The organism is Burkholderia sp. Bp8992 (assembly GCF_003853705.1).
In the GTDB taxonomy this organism is placed as follows: Bacteria; Pseudomonadota; Gammaproteobacteria; order Burkholderiales; family Burkholderiaceae; genus Burkholderia.
Window position 1 is genome coordinate 21,457 of the sequence record NZ_QTQI01000024.1, and the last position, 17,490, is coordinate 38,946.

14 protein-coding genes are annotated in these 17,490 nt (G+C 67.7%); 4 read left to right on the forward strand and 10 right to left on the reverse strand.

Annotated features, from left to right (window positions below):
* Positions 1-158 precede the first annotated feature (158 nt).
* On the forward strand, positions 159-2,120 hold the full coding sequence (locus DIE03_RS28690) for a phosphatase PAP2 family protein (protein WP_124455627.1): 1,962 nt from the start codon (positions 159-161) through the stop codon (positions 2,118-2,120).
* Here the strand turns inward: DIE03_RS28690 and DIE03_RS28695 are convergent.
* The 9 genes from DIE03_RS28695 to DIE03_RS28735 all read right to left on the reverse strand — a co-directional run bounded on the left by DIE03_RS28695 (position 2,101) and on the right by DIE03_RS28735 (position 11,733).
* Positions 2,101-2,394 carry a hypothetical protein gene (locus tag DIE03_RS28695; protein WP_124455628.1) on the reverse strand — a complete coding sequence of 98 codons (294 nt, stop codon included), beginning with the start codon at positions 2,392-2,394 and terminating at the stop codon, positions 2,101-2,103. The genes DIE03_RS28690 and DIE03_RS28695 overlap by 20 nt on opposite strands.
* Positions 2,395-2,449: 55 nt before the next feature.
* Positions 2,450-3,973, reverse strand: coding sequence for a UxaA family hydrolase (locus tag DIE03_RS28700; protein WP_124455629.1), 1,524 nt, complete (start codon positions 3,971-3,973; stop codon positions 2,450-2,452).
* Complete coding sequence (locus DIE03_RS28705; protein ID WP_124455630.1) at positions 3,970-5,148, reverse strand: mannitol dehydrogenase family protein; 1,179 nt, start codon at positions 5,146-5,148, stop codon at positions 3,970-3,972. Before DIE03_RS28705 ends, DIE03_RS28700 begins: the two co-directional genes overlap by 4 nt.
* A gap of 31 nt (positions 5,149-5,179) precedes the next feature.
* Positions 5,180-6,190: a zinc-binding alcohol dehydrogenase family protein gene (locus DIE03_RS28710; protein ID WP_124455631.1), complete on the reverse strand. Its 1,011-nt coding sequence runs from the start codon at positions 6,188-6,190 to the stop codon at positions 5,180-5,182.
* A 22-nt stretch (positions 6,191-6,212) separates the two neighbouring features.
* Complete coding sequence (locus tag DIE03_RS28715) at positions 6,213-7,088, reverse strand: amidohydrolase (RefSeq protein ID WP_124455632.1); 876 nt, start codon at positions 7,086-7,088, stop codon at positions 6,213-6,215.
* On the reverse strand, positions 7,085-8,101 hold the full coding sequence (locus tag DIE03_RS28720; protein WP_124455633.1) for an aldo/keto reductase: 1,017 nt from the start codon (positions 8,099-8,101) through the stop codon (positions 7,085-7,087). Before DIE03_RS28720 ends, DIE03_RS28715 begins: the two co-directional genes overlap by 4 nt.
* A 73-nt stretch (positions 8,102-8,174) precedes the next feature.
* Positions 8,175-9,122, reverse strand: a complete 948-nt coding sequence (locus DIE03_RS28725) for an ABC transporter substrate-binding protein (protein ID WP_124455634.1) — start codon at positions 9,120-9,122, stop codon at positions 8,175-8,177.
* A 42-nt stretch (positions 9,123-9,164) separates the two neighbouring features.
* Positions 9,165-10,196, reverse strand: coding sequence for an ABC transporter permease (locus DIE03_RS28730; protein ID WP_011549867.1), 1,032 nt, complete (start codon positions 10,194-10,196; stop codon positions 9,165-9,167).
* Positions 10,189-11,733, reverse strand: coding sequence for a sugar ABC transporter ATP-binding protein (locus tag DIE03_RS28735; RefSeq protein WP_124455635.1), 1,545 nt, complete (start codon positions 11,731-11,733; stop codon positions 10,189-10,191). Before DIE03_RS28735 ends, DIE03_RS28730 begins: the two co-directional genes overlap by 8 nt.
* A 234-nt stretch (positions 11,734-11,967) precedes the next feature.
* Here DIE03_RS28735 and DIE03_RS28740 point away from each other — a divergent pair, with 234 nt between their 5' ends.
* Positions 11,968-12,675 (forward strand): FadR/GntR family transcriptional regulator, encoded by a 708-nt coding sequence (locus tag DIE03_RS28740; protein ID WP_124455636.1) that lies wholly within the window; start codon positions 11,968-11,970, stop codon positions 12,673-12,675.
* A gap of 24 nt (positions 12,676-12,699) precedes the next feature.
* Here the strand turns inward: DIE03_RS28740 and DIE03_RS28745 are convergent, their stop codons facing one another.
* Positions 12,700-14,028: an MFS transporter gene (locus DIE03_RS28745; protein ID WP_124455637.1), complete on the reverse strand. Its 1,329-nt coding sequence runs from the start codon at positions 14,026-14,028 to the stop codon at positions 12,700-12,702.
* 546 nt (positions 14,029-14,574) lie between these two features.
* Between DIE03_RS28745 and DIE03_RS28750 the strand changes: the two genes are divergently transcribed.
* Entirely contained in the window at positions 14,575-15,519 is a 945-nt protein-coding gene (locus DIE03_RS28750) for a helix-turn-helix domain-containing protein (RefSeq protein WP_124455638.1), read from the forward strand.
* A gap of 289 nt (positions 15,520-15,808) precedes the next feature.
* On the forward strand, positions 15,809-17,248 hold the full coding sequence (locus tag DIE03_RS28755; RefSeq protein WP_124455639.1) for an APC family permease: 1,440 nt from the start codon (positions 15,809-15,811) through the stop codon (positions 17,246-17,248).
* The last annotated feature ends 242 nt before the right edge of the window (positions 17,249-17,490 follow it).

Here is a 17,490-nt window from a genome sequence, read left to right on the forward strand (position 1 = left end):
GGGCGCCTCGAACCGGCGCCCGTCATGTTCAGTACCGGAAATTAACCAGATAGTGGGAATTTTCGCGCGCCAACGATGACGCGAAACAATTCCGTAACGGCCGCGTAACGATCGTTCACCACAATCCTCCATCTTCAACCCTCAGGATGGAGTCTTGCATGTTTGCGTCACGAAGCCGTTTCCCGCTGCACGTCGCGGCATTGTCGAGTGCGATCGTACTGGCTGCCTGCGGCGGCGGCGACGATGTCGCGTCGACCGGCACGATCGCCGCGGCCGTTCCGGCGCCGCCCGCCGACCCCGGCTTCGTCGACAGCGCGCCGATCCCGAGCGCGCCCGCGTTCGTCGACAACGTCGCGACCAACCAGCGCGGCGACGCGCGCTATGCGACGCTGTCGACCAACGCCGCGGTGCGCGTGACGAGCCGCTTCCTCGATCTCTGGCAGCCGGCCACGATGCTCGTCGACGCGGGCGTGACCGCGTCGGCCAACGGCGCGTTCCCGGCCGTCTCGCCATCGCCCTGCTCCGGACTGCCGAACAGCGGCGTTTCGTGCGGCACGATCGTGAACGACGCGGTGCTGTCGGCCAACGTGCAGTACGTGGTCAACGCGACGACCGCCCGTACGCCGCAGCAGGCCGATGCCGCGTACTACGACGACCGGCGCGGCAAGGGATACAGCGTGACCGACGGCATGGGCCCGCTCACCGCCGCCTGGCGCACCGCGGCCCAGCAGACGACCAGCATCACCAGCGTGCCCGCCGACGCCACGACCGTGCTGTACAACGACGCCGGCAACAACGTCGGCGTCGGCAGCAGCAGCGGCAACGCCAGCTTCGGGAAAGTCGTCGACCTGCTCAACGAAATGGGCAACAACGCGTCGACCGAGCCGACCAAGCGCTTCTACAAATACGCGCGCCCGTACCGCTGGAGCACGAGCGTGGTCGTCGCGCCGACGCTCGTGCCGGCCGAAAGCACGACGCCCGCGACCGACGGCGGGTTCATCAGCGGCCACACGGCCGAAGCGGTGCGCGATGCGACGACGATGGCGTGGCTCGTGCCGGAACGCTTCCAGGAAATGGTCAGCCGCGGCCTCGAGCTCGGCGAGAACCGGATCCTCGCCGGCATGCACTCGCCGCTCGACGTGATCGGCGGCCGCATGCTCGCGCTGGCCGTCAGCGCGGCGAACCTGACCGCCTACGCCGGCGACGCGCAGGCCGCCTACGCCCAGGCCCATCAGGCGCTGCAGCAACTGACGGGCACGAGCGCCACGACGTTCGCCGCGTTCGCGCACACCGGCACGACGGCCACCGACCGGTTCGCCGACTATGCGACGAACAAGGCGGCGTTCCTGCGCCGCATGACGTTCGGCTTCGGCGCGATCGAATCGACCAACGCGCCGCCGGTCGTGCCGAAGGGCGCGGAAATCCTGCTGCAGACGCGCTTCCCGTACCTGAGCGCCGACCAGCGGCGCGTCGTGCTGAAGACGACCGAACTGCCGTCCGGCTATCCGGTCATGGACGACGCCGAAGGCTGGGGGCGCCTGAACCTGTTCGCGGCGGCCGACGGCTACGGCGCATTCAACGGCAACGTGATCGTGTCGATGGATGCATCGCAGGGCGGCCTGAATGCGGCCGACCTGTGGCGCAACGATGTCGCGGGCGCCGGCAAGCTGACGCTGCAGGGCACCGGCACGCTGACGCTGGCAGGCAACAACACCTACACGGGCGGCACGCAGGTGAGCGGCGGCACGCTGGCGGCGGCATCGACGACGGCGTTCGGTACAGGCGACGTGTACGTCGGCTCGGGCGGCAGCATGCGGATCGCGGCCGGCGCGCCCGTGACGATCGCGGCCCGCTACACGCAGCTCGACAACACGACGCTCGAACTCGACATCGACGGCAACGGCGGAGGACGCCTGCGCGTGGGCGGCCCGCTCACCGTTGCGGGCGGCACGCTGCACGTGAAGTTCGTGAACGGCTACACGCCGAAAGCCGGCGACACGATCGCGCTGATCGACGGCGCGGCAGCATCGGCCAAGTTCTCGACGGTGACGGTCGACGGGTTCAAGGCCACGCCCGTCTATACCGCGACGGGCGTGTCGATCACGCTGTCGGCAGCGTAACCGGCACCGAAGATCGATCCTGCAACGGCGCCCACGGGCGAGACCGCGTACCGAAGCGCCGTTGCAGCTCGATGATCGTGGGCAGGTTGAAGTCGTGGACGTCCGGCGCGGCGGCGCCCTGCCGCCGGCTGACCTCGACGCAGAGTTCCAGCGCCCGCGCGCGCGTCTCGGCGAGCAGCCTCAGCGCCTCGCCCAGCAACCCCTTCTCCAGTTCCGACAGCGGGCCGTCGTGGCCGGTTTCGCCGATCGCCGGCTCGCTCATGCGGGTTTTCATCGCGGGTTCTCCTTCGCTGTCCGATTGCGCGCGCGGCCGCACGCCGCCTTGCGCGTCACATGATCGCGCCGCGCAGCCACGGCACGAATTCGCGTTCGCCGATACCGTTGTCCTCGCTTCGGGATTTTCGTCCGGATGCGACGTCGAGCATCAGCCGGAACAACCGCGCGCCCGCTTCATCGACCGTGAGCGAACCGGCGACGATCCCGCCGCTGTCGAAATCCATGTCCGATTGCATCCGCTCGAACAGGCCGCTCGTCGTCGCGATCTTGATCGTCGGCACCGGCTTCGAGCCGAACACCGAGCCGCGGCCCGTCGTGAAGCACACGAGATTCGCGCCGCCGGCGATCTGCCCGGTCGCCGACACCGGGTCGTACCCGGGCGTATCCATGAAAACGAGCCCCGACTGCCCCACCGGCTCCGCATAGTCGTAGACCGCGCGCAGCGTCGAGCGGCCGCCCTTCGATACCGCGCCGAGCGACTTCTCCAGAATCGTGGTGATGCCGCCGGCGATATTGCCCGGAGACGGGTTGTTGTTCATTTCGCCGCCGTTGTCGGCGACGTAGTGCTCCCACCACCGCAACCTGCCGAGCAGGCGCTCGGCCACGTCGCGCGAGGCCGCCCGCGCGATCAGCAGATGCTCGGCGCCGTAGATCTCCGGGGTCTCCGACAGAATCGCCGTGCCGCCGTTGCGGACCAGCAGGTCGACGGCCGCGCCGAGCGCCGGATTCGCGGTGATGCCCGAGTAGCCGTCGGACCCGCCGCATTGCAGGCCGACCGTCAGCCGCGATGCCGGCACGGCACTGCGCCGCGCGCCGTCGGCCATCTCCAGCAACTCGCGCACGATCGACACGCCCTTGGCCACGGTGTCGCGCACGCCGCCCTCGTCCTGGATCACCAGCGTGCGCACGGTGCCGGGCGCTGCCGCGTCGAGCCGTTGCGCGAGCGTGCCGACCTGGTTGACCTCGCAACCGAGGCCGACGAGCAGCACGCCGGCGAAATTCGGGTTGCGCGCATAGCCGACGAGCGTGCGCCGCAGCAGTTCGATCGCGTCGCCGGTCGTCGACATGCCGCAGCCGCTCTGATGAGTGATCGCGACGACGCCGTCGACATAACCAAACGCATCGAGCGCGCCGTGCCGGTATGCATCGGCGATGGCATGACAGACGCTCGCCGAACAGTTGACGCTCGCGATCACGCCGATGTAGTTGCGGGTCCCCACGCGGCCGTCGGGCCGCACGAATCCGTCGAAGGAATCGCTGCGATCCGTGCGTTCGTCGCTCGCGCCGCCGGCCGGCCCGCCGTCGTGCGCGTGCCGCTCGGGCATCCCGACGTTGTGCACGTGAACGTGCTCGCCCGCGGCGATGTCGCGCAGCGCGATGCCGATCGGCTGGCCGCATTTGACGATCGCGTCGCCGCGCGCGATCGGCGCCGTGGCGATCTTGTGGCCTGCCGGCACCGCGGCCGCCAGCCGCAATGGCGCGCCGTGCACGTCGATCGGCACGTCGGGCGCCAGCGCGTCGAGTGCGACGGCGACATTGTCGTCGCCGTGAAGAATCACGATTGCCGGTTGCGTCACGATGCACCTCTTCCTGTCGTTGCGACGACCGCCGGTTCACCGGCCGCCGGGTCATAGCGGGCGACAAGTTGCCGTAACCGCGGTTGTTCGGCCGGCAGCGCCAGCGAATCCGCGAGCGCGAGCAACGGCTCTATCCGCCGCGCGACCTTCTCGCGATGGTTGACCGCGATATCGGCGATGCGATGCGCTAGAAACGGATTGAGAAAGCGTTCGCGCACGCTGTCGACGTAGCGTTCGGCCGTCTCGCGCAAGCCCAGTGCCACGAATACCGGCGCGACTTCTTCGCGCCATACCGCTTCGAGACCGTCGCGCAGCCGCGCATCGTTCATCGCGTCCAGCACCGTCTCCGATGCGGCGCGCCCCGCCCCGAGCCACTGCTCGGCGAGCCAGCTGTGCCCGAGGTTGAGGAAGAACAGCTTCAGGCGCTCGTGGCTGCGCAAATCGTCGGTGACGACGATCTGCGCGTGCCGGCACGGCAGCGTCATGCCGGCACGCCGTTCGACGGCCCATAGCGCGTAGGGCTCCGCGATCGCGCCGACCGGGTGAAGCGGCTCGGACACGATGCGGTCGACGAGCGAATTGACCCACACGCACCGGTTGCGCAGATAGTCGGCGAACGTGTCGGGCAGCCGCCACCGGCACGCGAGATCCAGCACGATCTCGCGCAGCGTGTCGCCGTTGTTCGTCACCAGTTCGCACGGCAGGATGGACACGCCATCGTCGGGCCGTGCCTGCCAGCGCGCATGGAGCAGCACGAGCAGCTTCGCCGGAAAGCCGCGCGGTACCTGCCCCGGCTGATCCGGCAGGCCCGCGGTGTCGTGCGGATCGACGCGATAGCCTGCGTCGCCGGTGTTGGACACGATGACGCGCGCCGTCTCGATCGCGGCACGGCGGATCTCGGCCCAGTCGCGCTCGGCATCCCACGCGCGATGCACGGCGCGGCACTCGATGACTTCGTCGACGACGATGCCGCCGTCGCGCCCGCGGATCCGGACCGGATAGCGGCCGGATGCGCGCAGCGCGTCGATTCGGGCGCGACTGGCCGGGTTTCCCGTCGTCTGGACGATGCCGATACCGCCGACCGCGTGGCCTTCGTCCAGTGCCTGGGAAACGAACAGGTCGACGTGCGCCAGCAGGAAGCGGCTCGTGCCGAACTGCAGGATCGGCGGCGTCATCGCGTGCGCTCCGCGTGCCGGATTCGATCGATCAGCATTCGACGAGCGCCTTCACGACGGTCTGCCCCGCATCGAGCAAACGCGGCAGCGCATCCGGCACCTCGTCGAGCCGCATCCGGTGCGTATTCAGCGCGCGGTCCGGAATGCGCCCCGCGCGCATTGCGTCGAGCACCGTCGCGAAATCCTCGGCCGTGGCATTGCGGCTCGCGAGCAGCGTGGTTTCCCGCTTGTGGAATTCGGGATCCGAAAACGCGACGTGCCCGCGCACGATCGAGATCAACGTGTACTTGCCGCCGTGCGCGACGAACTCGAAGCCGCGATTCATCGCATCGAGGTTGCCCGTCGCGTCGAACACCGCATCGAAGTACTCGCCGTTCGTCAACGCCGCGAGACGCGCCGCGTCGTCCGCGCCCACCTCCACTGTCGCATCGACCGCCAGATGCTGCCGGCAGAACGCCAGGCGATCCGCGCGCGTGTCGAGACACGTGACGTCGGCGCCGCGCAGCTTCGCGAAGATCATCGCGGCCATCCCGATCGGCCCGGCGCCGACGACCAGCGCCCGCTGCCCGGCGCGGATGTCCGCGCGCCGCACCGCATGCGCGCCGATCGCGAGAAATTCCAGCATCGCGGCCTGGTCGAGCGAAATGCCGTCGGCCTTGTGCACGAACCGTGCGGGCACGCTGAGGTATTCGGCCAGCGCGCCGTCGCGATGCACGCCGAGCACCTTGATGTTCACGCAGCAGTTCGTGTTGCCGTGACGGCATGCGACACAGTGTCCGCACGACAGGTACGGCATCACGTACACCGCGTCGCCGGCGCCGAGCCCCGACTCGGGTTCCGCCTCGACGACGACCGCGGAAAGCTCGTGGCCCATCACGCGCGGATATTCGAGGTACGGCTGGTTGCCGGTGAAGATGTGCAGGTCAGTGCCGCAGATGCCGACGCGCTGCACGCGCAACAGCACTTCGCCGCTGCCGCGCACGGGCGGGTCGCGATGCTGCACGCGCAGCACGCCGGGGGATTCGCAAATCACGCTGAGCATGTCGGGTTCCTTTCGTTCTGGTTCATTCGTCGTGGCGTGCGGTGTCGATCCGGTAGAAGCGGCGCGCGTTGCCGCCAAAAAGGTCGGCCAGCGCCGCGGAGCCGAGCAACTGCGCGCAATCGTCCTCGCACGCGGCCAGCCATTCGCCGTAGCCGCCGCATGCCGACGCCAGCCGCAGCACCGGCCAGTCGCTGCCCCACATCAGGCGCGCCGGCCCGAACAGCTCGGCCAGCGCGTGGACATAGGGCCGCGTGCGCGCTCGCACGGCATCCGGGCCCGCCGTCGGCCCGGCCTCCGTCCAGAGGCCGGACAGTTTGCAATGAAGGTTCGGCAGGCTCGCGAGCCGGCTCATCGACGACAGCCACGGCTGCCACTCGCTGCGCTCGATGAACGGCTTCGCACCGTGGTCGATCACGATCGGCAGATCCGGATGGCGTCGCGCGAACGCAAGCAGCGCATCGAGATGGCGCGGCATCACCAGTGCATCGAAACGCAGCCCGTGCTCGAGCATCGCAGCGACCGCACGATCCAGCCGCGCGTCGTCGATCCACGCATCGTCGGGCAGGTCCTGCAGCATCGGTCGCAAACCGCGCGCCTTCGGCGCAGACGCAAACGCCGCGATTCGCGCCGGCGCGTCGTCGGCCTTCAGGTCGACCCAGCCGACCACCGCGCCGACGGTCGGCGTTTCAGCCGCGAGATCGAGCAGAAAGCGCGTGTCGGCTTCGCTCGGCAGCGACTGCACGATGACGGTGGTATCGATGCGCGCGGCGTCGAGCAACGGCGCCAGATCGGCGGGGCCGAAATCCCGGTGAATCGCATCGAGTTCGGCCGGCGGCCAGCAGCCGGCCCGCGCGGCGATTCGCCAGTAGTGCTGATGGGCGTCGATGCGCGGCGTCATGCGCGCGCTCCCGGAACCGGCGCGTGCGCATCGATCAGACCTTCGTCGCGCAGCGCATCCCATAGCCCTGCCGGCGCGGGCCGCTCGAACCATGCGATGTTCTGCTGCAACTGGGCCACGCTGCGCGCGCCGATCACGCACGACACGACGGCCGGATGGCCGAACGGGAACTGCAACGCAGCGGCCGGCAGCGGCACGTCGAAGCGGTTGCACAGCGCGCCGAGCCGTGCCGCCTTGTCGATCACGTCGGCGCTTGCGTCGGCATAGTTGAACTTGCCGTTGCCGGCGAGCAGGCCGGAGTTGAACACGCCGCCGATCACGACAGCCGTCCCTTCACGGGTACACGCGTCGAGCAGCGGTTCGAGCGCCGCCTGTTCGAGCAGCGTATAGCGGCCGGCCAGCAGCACCGCATCGAGCGCCGCTTCATTCAGCGCATCGGCGGCGACCTCCCATTCGTTCACACCGAGACCGAACGCACCGATCTCGCCGCCCGCGCGCAGCGCATCCAGCGCGCGAAACCCGCCGCCGCGCGTCAACTGTTCCCAGTAATGGGCGTGACGATCGCCATGCGTCATCGCGCCGATGTCGTGCACGTACAGCATGTCGATCCGCGCGAGCCCGAGCCGTTGCTGGCTATCGTCGTGCGAACGCATGATGCCGTCGTAGCTGTAATCGTAGAACGGCCGGAACGGCAGCGGCTCGGCCCAGCCGTCGTCGCCCGGACGCACGCTCGCGTCTGCACGCATCAGCCGCCCGACCTTCGTGCTGAGCGTGAAGGCGCGGCGCTCGCGCGAGGCGAGCCCCGCCCCCACGCGCCGCTCGGACAACGTGTAGCCGTAATAGGGCGCGGTGTCGAAATAGCGCAGGCCGGCGGCCCACGCGGCGTCGACGAGCGACGCGGCATCGGCGGCCGCCATCGGGCGATAAAGGCCGCCGAGCTGAGAGCAGCCGAGACCGAGCGCGGACACCGTCAGCCCGCTGCGCGGCAATGTGCGCGTATCGTTTGCGTTCATGAGTCGTGGCTGGATGCTGAAAAAAGGCACGGCCGCCGGTCGCCGCCCGCGCGCGGGCGGCAGGCGCGGCCGCTCAGTACAGGACGTTCTTCGCCGCCTCCGAATCGAGGTTCTGCTTGTCGACCATCACGACGCCGGTATCGATCAGCTTCGGTGCGGGCTTGCGCTCGATGACGTTAAGCGCCGTACGCACGCCCTGGTTCCCCATCTGCCACGAGCCCTGGACGGCGATCGCCTGCACGGTGCCGTCGCGCACGAAACCCTGCAGGTCCTCGTTGCCGTCGAAACCGATCGCCACCACCTTGCCCGCCTTGCCCGACTGCTTCAGCGCGCGCCCCATCCCCACCGCGGTCGGCTCGTTCGCACCGAAGATCGCCTTCAGGTCCGGGTTCGCCGACAGCACGTCGGTCGTCTGGTTCAGCGCGGTCGCCATTTGCGATTGCGAGTAGTACGGGCCGACGACCTGCAGCTTCGAATGACTCGCGATGTACTTGCGGAACCCGCCGACGCGGCTGACCTCGGACCCCGCGCCCGGCACGTACGACATGATCGCGATCTTGCCGGACTGCCCGACGCGGTCGATCAGCGCCTTTGCGCACAACTCACCCGCCTTCTCGTTGTCGGTCGACAGGAACGACTGGTAATACGGCTTGCCGGCATCCGAGATGGCCGAGTCGATCAGCACGACGGGAATGTGCGCTTCCCACGCCTTCTTGATCGCGGGAACCAGCGCATCGGGATCGGACGGCGCGAGCACGATGCCCGCCACATGACGCGTGACTGCGTTGTCGACCATGTTGACCTGGCCGCTGATGTCCGACTCGGCCGCCGGCCCCTGGAACGTCATCGTGTAGCCCTTGGCGCCGTCGAGCGCGGCCTTCGCGCCTTTCTGCACGTTCTGCCAGTAGTTCGAATTGACCGTCTTGACGATCACGGCGATCTCGCCGCCCGCCGCATACGCGCCGCTGCTGCAGGCCGCGAACAGGCACGCCGAGGCCGCCAGCAGGATGGATTTGTTCATGTCTCGCTCCGCTTCTCGTTGGTAGGGACTGCTTCATGCCGGTCAGGGCCGGCGATTGCGCAACTGGTCGATCCAGACCGTGCCCAGGATCACGACGCCGATGATGATCTGCTGGATGAAGCTCGACACGCCGTTCATGTTCAGGCCGTTGCGCAGCACGCCGATCACGAATGCGCCGATCGCCGTGCCCGAAATCGTCCCGACGCCGCCCATCAGCGACGTGCCGCCGATGACCGAGCTGGCGATCGCGTCGAGTTCGTACATGACGCCTTCGTTCGGCTGCCCGGTGACGAGCCGCGACATCAGCACGCAGCCGGTCACGCCCGCGAGCGCGCCGGACAGCACGTAGGTGAACAGCTTCACGCCCTGGACGTTCACGCCCGACAGCCGGGCGGCTTCCGCGTTCGACCCGACCGCGTAGATATGGCGGCCGAGCGACGTTCTCGACAGCAGCACGGACACCACGACGAACAGCACGACCATGATCACGACCGGATACGGGATGCCGGGAAAGGTCGTGTCGGGGAACCCGTCCGCGCCGATGCGCGAGATCCGAAGCAGCGCGCCGTTGCCGAGCGCGCCGAACGCGTCGCCGAGATCCGATACCGGCCGGGCGCCCGTGATCTGCAGCGCGATGCCGCGCGCGACGAGCATCATGCCCAGCGTCGCGATGAACGGCGGCAGGCCCATCTGCGTCACGCAGATACCGTTGACGAGCCCGCACAGCGCGCCGACCAGGATGCCGGCCGCCATCGCGGCAGGCACCGGCACGCCCGCCTTGACCAGCAGCGCGGCGCACACGCCGGCCAGCGCGAGCACCGAGCCGACCGACAGGTCGATGCCGCCGGTGATGATCACGCAGGTCGCGGCCACGCCCAGATAGGCGATCGACGTGACCTGCAGGCCGACGGTCATCAGGTTGTCGACCGAGAAGAACGCCGCGCTCGATATCGAGAACGCGAACACGAGCACGACGAGACTGCCCAGCGCCGCGAACTTCTGGATCAGGTCGCGCCGGCGCTGTCGCGCCGCCCGCTCGTCGGCCTGGCTGCGATCGGATGTCATTTCAAGCATGGGAACGCCCCGACGCGTAATGCATGATCTCCTCCTGACTGGTGTGTTGGGTGTCGAGAAATGCGGTCAAGCGACCTTCGTGAAAAACGGCGATCCGGTCGGTCATGCCGAGCAGTTCCGGCAGCTCCGAACTGATCAGCACCACGCCGACGCCGTCGGCAGCGAGCCGGTCCATCAGCCCGTAGATCGCGAATTTCGCGCCGACGTCGATGCCGCGCGTCGGCTCGTCGAAGAACAGGATCTTCGAGCCGCGATAGAGCCATTTGCCGATGACGACCTTCTGCTGGTTGCCGCCGGACAGGTTGCGCACGCGCTGGTGCACGGACGGCGTGCGGATCGCGAGGTCCTGCACGTAGCGGCGCGCCACGTCGAGTTCGTCGTCGAAGCGCAGGAATCCGAAGCGCGATGCGATGCCGCGCACGTTCGCGAGCGTGAGGTTCGCCGCGACGGGCATCGGCAGCGCGAGCCCCTCCTTCTTGCGGTCTTCCGACAGATACGCGATGCCGTGCCGGATCGCCTCGCGCGGCGAGCGGATCGTCACGGGGCGGCCGTGCAGCGCGATCGTGCCGCCGTCGGGGCGATCCGCGCCGAAGATCGCGCGTGCGATCTCGGTGCGGCCGGCGCCCATCAATCCTGCGAAACCGAGGATCTCGCCGCGGCGCAGCGCGAACGACACCGGCCCGAACACGCCGTCGCGGCGCAGTTCCCGCACGTCGAGCAGCACGTCGTCCGTCGGCACCGATTGCCGCGACGGGTACGCGTCGTCGAGCGTCCGACCGACCATGCGCGCGACGATGTCGTCGATGCTCACGTCGGCGAAATCGTCCGTCGAGATGTGGCGCCCGTCGCGCAGCACCGTCACGCGATCGACGATCTGCGCCATTTCGTCGAGCCGGTGCGAGATGTACAGGATCGCCGCGCCGTCGGCGCGCAGTTCCTCGATGATGCGAAACAGCTGCACCGTTTCGGCTTCCGTCAGCGACGACGTGGGCTCGTCCATGATCAGCACGCGCGCGTCGTGCGACAGCGCCTTCGCGATCTCGACCATCTGCTGCTGCGCGATGGACAGCACGCCGACCTTCGTCGTCGGCGCGACATTCAGGCCGATTCGCGCGATGCAGCGCGCCGCATCCGCGTTCATGCGTTTCGTATCGACGAACGGCCCGCGCCGCGGCTCGCGCGCGAGGAACAGGTTCTCCGCCACGCTCAGGTGCGGGACGAGATTGAGTTCCTGGTGAATGATCGCGATGCCCGCCGCCTGCGCTTCGGAAGCCGAACGAAACTGCACCGGCGCGCCGCGATAGTGGACGGCGCCCTCGTCGGGCAGGTACTGGCCGCTGATGATCTTCATCAGCGTGGACTTTCCCGCGCCGTTTTCGCCGCACACCGCATGCACCTCGCCGCGGCGCAGGTCGAGGCGAATCCCGTCGAGCGCGAGGACGCCCGGGAAACGCTTGCGAATCCCTTCCAGGCGCAGGATCTCCCGGTCCGCTTCGTCCTGCGCGGTCTCACCAGGCAGATTGCGAGGCATTGCCATTGCGTCTCCTTTGGGGCGGATCGACCTCGGCTTCGCTTGGTCAGTCCAATTTGGATGAATTACAGCAATCAAACCAATTTTGGTCAAGCCAATTTAACTATTCGCATCCGATCTTACCAATAGTGAAAACCCGGACATCCGGACGAACCCGCCGCCGCAAGGGGCGATGTGATGGGCGTGATAGACTCCGCGACACGCGCTTGCGCCCAAAGCGCATTGATCCCTATCAATCGGATGAAATCGACAGAACCCAAGCGGCTTTACCAATCGGTCGCGGCCCAGATCGTCGCGTTGATTCGTCAGGGCGAATTCGCGATCGGCGAGCGCCTGCCGCCCGAGCGCGAGCTGGCGCTGACGCTCGGCGTATCGCGCCCGTCGCTGCGCGAGGCGCTGATCGCGCTCGAAATCGGCGGGCAGATCGAAATCCGGATGGGCTCCGGTGTCTATGTGCGCGACACGGCGGCCGACGACGTCGGCACGATGGTCACGCTCGGCGACAGTCCGTCGGAATTGATGCAGGCCCGCGCGGCCGTCGAAGGCAGCGTGGCCGCGCTGGCCGCCGCGCGGATGACGGCCGCGATGCTCGACCGCCTGCGCCGCACGGTGCAGCGCATGAAGCGGCTAGCGGAGGCCGGCAAGTCCCCCGTCGAAGCCGACCGGCAGTTCCACATGCTGATCGCGGAAGCCGCCGGCAATTCGGTGCTCACGCGCTTCGTCGGCGAGCTGTTCGACAGCCGCCACGATCCGATCGCGACCGCGATGCGCGGCCACGCGGAAAATCCTCAGACCTGGACCGCCGCCGTGCGCGAGCACGAGGACGTGCTGCTCGCGCTGCAGGCCGGCGACCCGATCGCGGCCCAGACGGCCATCCGCGCGCATCTTCGCGCGTCCGAAGCGCGCTGGATCGAGGGCGGGCTGAAAGCCGATCCCGATCCGGATTGACCGCGCACGGGTCCCGGCAACGCGCTATTCAGCGCCTTGCAACGCTGCCCGTTCGCTGGCCCTACGGCGCGGCGGCAGCGTGCGCGGCACCAGGCGCGTCACCAGCACCGAGCCGACCACCAGCAGCCCCGCAACCACCGCGAGCCCGGCATACGGCGCGCCGGTACGCGCGAACAGGACGCCGACCAGCCACGAACTGAACGCGCCGCCGAGCGAACCCAGCATGCTGATCACCGCGATGCCCGCCGCTGCCGCCCGGCCCGTCAGTTGGGCAGCCGGAATCGTCCAGAAAACGATCGGCACGGTGAACGCGCACAGCTGCGCGATCGCCAGCAAGGTCACGGTGATCCACACATGGCCGACCGAGAAGCGCAGGAGCAGCAGACTGCACGCGGTGACGAGCATGCAGACCACGGTATGCCACCGGCGCTCGCCGTATTGGTCGGAACTCCATGCGATCGCCACGTTGCCGATCATCGTGAATACGGAAATCAGTCCGGACAACCAACCGATTCCGGTGACGCTCGCCACCCCGGCCGATTTCAGCACCGTGGGCGACCAGAACGTCACCGTACCCATCCCGACGTAGACGCAGAAATAGATCGCCGCAAACCCGAGCACGCGACCGTTGCGAACGATGTCGAGCACGCCGACCCGGCCATGGCCGACCACGGCCGAGGCCCGCTCCGCGTCCAGATCGCGCAAGAGCGCCTGCCGGTCCGCAGGCGACAGCCATGCCGCCTGTTCCGGCCGGTCGCTCAGCATCAGCGGCGCGACCAGCCCGAGCGCGATGGCCGGCAATCCCTCGATCAGAAACAGCCACTGCCATCCGCGTAACCCCATCGCGTCCTGCAGGTGCGCCATGATCCAGCCGGACAATGGTCCGCCGATCATCCCGGCGACGGGAACGGCGAGCAGCAGCACGCTGTTGACCCGGGCGCGCACCGTATCCGGAAACCAGTACGACAGGTACAGGATCAGGCCCGGAAAGAAGCCGGCCTCGGCGGCGCCGAGCAGAAAGCGCACCACGTACAGTGACACGCTGCCGGTCACGAACATCTGCGCCACCGTGCAAAGGCCCCACAGCACCATGATTCGCATCAGCGTGCGGCGCGCGCCGATGCGCGCCAGCACGAGATTGCTCGGCACCTCGAATGCGGCGTAACTGATGAAGAAGATGGCCGTCGCGGAGCCGAATACGGCTTCGCTCAAGCCGAGGTCCTGCAGGAACTGCAGCTTGGCGAACCCGATGTTGACGCGGTCGATGAAATTGACGACGTAGCAGAGGAACAGAAACGGAATCACGCGCAGCGCGATCCGACGATACAACAAGGCAGGGGGTGACTCGGACATGGACCGCTCCCGGTATGTGGACATGCGTCACGAGCAAGCGAGGCGTTGCGAGGCAATTATACAAATCCCGTATTTCGGGATTTATTGGCAGTTAACACGAGAGAAGCCGCCGGGCGCCGACCAGGCCATTCCGTCGATCTAAATTCGTCAGAATTGTAAGATAATTATGAAATTCCTTGATCGCTCGGACGACTATGCCCTCATCGCAAGGTATCTCGCGACACCCTATGTATACCCCACCTCAAAAATAAATATAATCCCTTATAATGAGATTTATAAAAACAGATCGCCAACGACGGTCGTGTGTCGATATCGCCCGGTACCCCCGGATTTCTTTCGGTTCGGTTACGCACCGTCGCCTTTCGCGGCGTGCTCGCTCGACGCGCGCCAACGGGGTTTTCGAACGCGTCACCCGGTGTTTTTTTTCTGCATATGATCGTCGGCAGCCCTGGCCGCGTTGCATGGCGCCTTCGGAAGCCATCCAGCGGACAGCATGAACCGGCCTCAGCCGGCATCGAATTTGAGACGGAATGCATTAGCAACGCCATGAACCTGCACGCTGAAACACTGTGCTTCTCGGATGTGTTCCTCCATTCCCAGGCGATCGTGAACTGGTCGCAGCACTACGACCAGATCAGTCCGGGCACCGCGACGACCACACTGCGCCAGGTCGCCGGCCAGCGTTTCCACGTCTTTCGCGAACGCATCAACCAGCGCGTGATGCAGCACGGCCTCGCGCCGCGCGACCGGCTCTGCTTCGCGCTGCCGATCGCCAGCGCGGTCGCGCCCGTGGTCCAGGGGCGCGCCGTCGAGCGCCCGAGCCTGCTGACCCTGCGCGGCGGCGAGGAGTTCGTCGCCCATCTGCCGTGCGACACCGAGGTGCTCGCCTTCACGATCGACCGCACGCTCACGGCCGATCGCGAACTGGACGAACTCGCGAACCTGCCCGCACGCATCCTGAAGCAGCCGGTGCTCCCGATCTCGCCCGCACGCTACGGCAATGCACTGGACGGCCTCGAGCGCGTGCTTTGCCAGGCGCTCGACAGCGGCTCGCTCACCGCGCGCGATGCGTTCGACGAACGCGTGCTCGCGCACAGTGTCGTCGGCATCCTGCTCGATCTCGTGCAGTCCGACGACCCGGATGCCGGCGCGCTGCCGTCGGCCTCGACGCAGAGCTACATCGTGCGCCGCAGCCAGGAAATCGCGCTGGAATGCGACGACGTGCCGACGGTCATCGATCTCTGTCACCACCTCCGAATCAGCCGCCGCACGCTGCAATACAGCTTCCAGAACGTGGTCGGCACCACGCCGACCGCCTACCTGCGCTCGATCCGGCTGAACGCCGTGCGCCGCTTCCTGATGACGACGCCCGACACGATGCGGATCGGCGACGCGGCAGCGCAATTCGGCTTTTGCCACTTCGGACGCTTCTCCGCGTACTACCACCAGCATTTCCACGAGTTGCCGTCGCACACCCCGCGCCTGAGCTGAGCCCCCCCGGACGCATGGCGGCGTCGCATCCGGGTAATCCCCTGCCGCCCCCGCGCATGCGGATTGCCGATTACGGACAACGCCCGTTTTTTCGGCACCGTAAATTTTGTCGTCGGCCCTGCTCGCATGCGCGCTGCACCGCATCGAGCGGCCGTCCAAGCGCATACCCGTGTCGTCGACGAAGGTCGGCATCGATTGCCGGCTCGTCAGGATCGGCCGCGGCACGGGGATATCGATCAGGCATGCCGGTGTCGACTCCTGACGGACGAGCCGGCCAGCGGGACCACTCATGAACGAATCGTCACCCCGGTCCGAAGCGGGGCTCAGCAGGAACGCCGTCGGACTCTCCCACATCGTCTTCTTCGTCGTCGCCGCGGCCGCGCCGCTCACCGCGATGGTCGGCGCGACGCCCGCGGCATTCTCGCTCGGCAACGGCCCCGGCGTGCCCGGCGTATTCGTGCTGGCGGGCGTCATGTACCTGATCTTCAGCATCGGCTATGCGGCGATGAGCCGGCACATCTCCAATGCGGGCGCGTTCTACGCGTACATCGCGAACGGGCTCGGACGCCCCGCCGGCGTGGGCGGCGCGTTCGTCGCAATCGTCGCGTACAACGCGGTGCAGATCGCGATCTACTGCATGTTCGGCTTCTTCCTGAACGACAGCATCCAGCGGCACTACGGCGTCGACGTGCCGTGGTGGGCGTTCGCGCTCGCGTGCGTCGTCGCGGTCCACTTCTGCGGCGCGCGGCGCATCGAGTTCAGCGGCCGGCTGCTCGGCATGCTGATGATCGGCGAAATCGCGATCGTGATGCTGCTCGATCTCGCGATCGTCGTGCACGGCGCGAGCGCCGGCGGCTTCAGCGCGAAACCGTTCAGCCCCGCGCTGGTGTTCGCGCCCGGGCTCGGCACCGCGCTCGTGTTCGTGCTCGGCTCGTACATGGGCTTCGAGGCGACGGCGATCTTCTCCGAGGAGGCGCGCGATCCGAAGCGCACGATTCCGCGCGCGACCTACCTGGCCGTAATTCTCATCATGGCGTTCTACGCGCTGTCGTCGTGGGCGATCGTCGAGGCCTGGGGCGAAGGCCAGATCGCCGCGCAGGCGGCCCACGATCCGGCCAATCTGTGGTTTGCCGTCAGCGGCCGTCTGCTCGGCGGCATCGCGACGGACGCGATGAACGTGCTGCTCGTCACGAGCCTGTTCGCGGCCATCCTGTCGTTCCACAACACGATCACGCGCTATTTCTATGCGATGGGCCGTGAACGCGTGCTGTGGCGCAAGCTCGGCCATACGTGCCCCGTGCATCGTTGCCCGGACGTCGCCGGCAAGGTGCAGACGCTGATCGCGCTCGCGGCCATCGTCGGGTCGGCCGCGTTCCGCCTCGATCCGTTCGCGGTCGTGTTCTCGTGGATGAGCGCACTGGCCACGATCGGCATCATCGCGGTGCAGATCCTGGTGGCGGCGTCAGTGATCGCGTTCTTCGGGCGCGATCACCGCGACGCCGGCGTCGTGCATCGGCTGATCGCGCCGCTCATCAGCGTGATCGCGCTCGGCGCGTGCCTCGTGCTGGTCGTGCGCAACCTGTCCGTGCTGAGCGGATCGGATTCGACCTTCGTCGCGATGTTTCCGTATTTCCTCGTCGCCGTCGGCGCGCTCGGCATCCGCGCCGCGCTGCGCTTGAAGCGCAGCGACCCCGACCTGTATCGCGAACTCGGGCGCGCCGCCCAGTAGTCGCTGCCCGGACGGTGCCGCGCCGCACCGTCGTCTCGTTGTTCACGCCCCGCGCATTTCCCGCTGCCGGCGCGACGCGCCATGCATCGCGCCGGCACGGGTATTCCCTATTCCGATCGCGCCGCAACGATTGCCGATAGCGGACAAGGCGCGCGTTTTCATCGACATACAGTGAATGCGACGTCGAAGCCTGACGGTGGCAGCGGTAGTTGCCATCGCCCTCACCCGTTCGGCCCGACGAT

Bases quoted from the DNA above. Each gene is read 5' to 3' on its own strand.
- DIE03_RS28755 (WP_124455639.1), top strand. From the start codon at position 15,809: ATGAACGAATCGTCACCCCGGTCCGAAGCGGGGCTCAGCAGGAACGCC.
- DIE03_RS28750 (WP_124455638.1), top strand. From the start codon at position 14,575: ATGAACCTGCACGCTGAAACACTGTGCTTCTCGGATGTGTTCCTCCAT.
- DIE03_RS28735 (WP_124455635.1), bottom strand. From the start codon at position 11,733: ATGGCAATGCCTCGCAATCTGCCTGGTGAGACCGCGCAGGACGAAGCG.
- DIE03_RS28745 (WP_124455637.1), bottom strand. From the start codon at position 14,028: ATGTCCGAGTCACCCCCTGCCTTGTTGTATCGTCGGATCGCGCTGCGC.
- DIE03_RS28705 (WP_124455630.1), bottom strand. From the start codon at position 5,148: ATGACGCCGCCGATCCTGCAGTTCGGCACGAGCCGCTTCCTGCTGGCG.
- DIE03_RS28715 (WP_124455632.1), bottom strand. From the start codon at position 7,088: ATGACGCCGCGCATCGACGCCCATCAGCACTACTGGCGAATCGCCGCG.
- DIE03_RS28730 (WP_011549867.1), bottom strand. From the start codon at position 10,196: ATGCTTGAAATGACATCCGATCGCAGCCAGGCCGACGAGCGGGCGGCG.
- DIE03_RS28720 (WP_124455633.1), bottom strand. From the start codon at position 8,101: ATGAACGCAAACGATACGCGCACATTGCCGCGCAGCGGGCTGACGGTG.
- DIE03_RS28710 (WP_124455631.1), bottom strand. From the start codon at position 6,190: ATGCTCAGCGTGATTTGCGAATCCCCCGGCGTGCTGCGCGTGCAGCAT.
- DIE03_RS28690 (WP_124455627.1), top strand. From the start codon at position 159: ATGTTTGCGTCACGAAGCCGTTTCCCGCTGCACGTCGCGGCATTGTCG.
- DIE03_RS28740 (WP_124455636.1), top strand. From the start codon at position 11,968: ATGAAATCGACAGAACCCAAGCGGCTTTACCAATCGGTCGCGGCCCAG.
- DIE03_RS28725 (WP_124455634.1), bottom strand. From the start codon at position 9,122: ATGAACAAATCCATCCTGCTGGCGGCCTCGGCGTGCCTGTTCGCGGCC.
- DIE03_RS28695 (WP_124455628.1), bottom strand. From the start codon at position 2,394: ATGAAAACCCGCATGAGCGAGCCGGCGATCGGCGAAACCGGCCACGAC.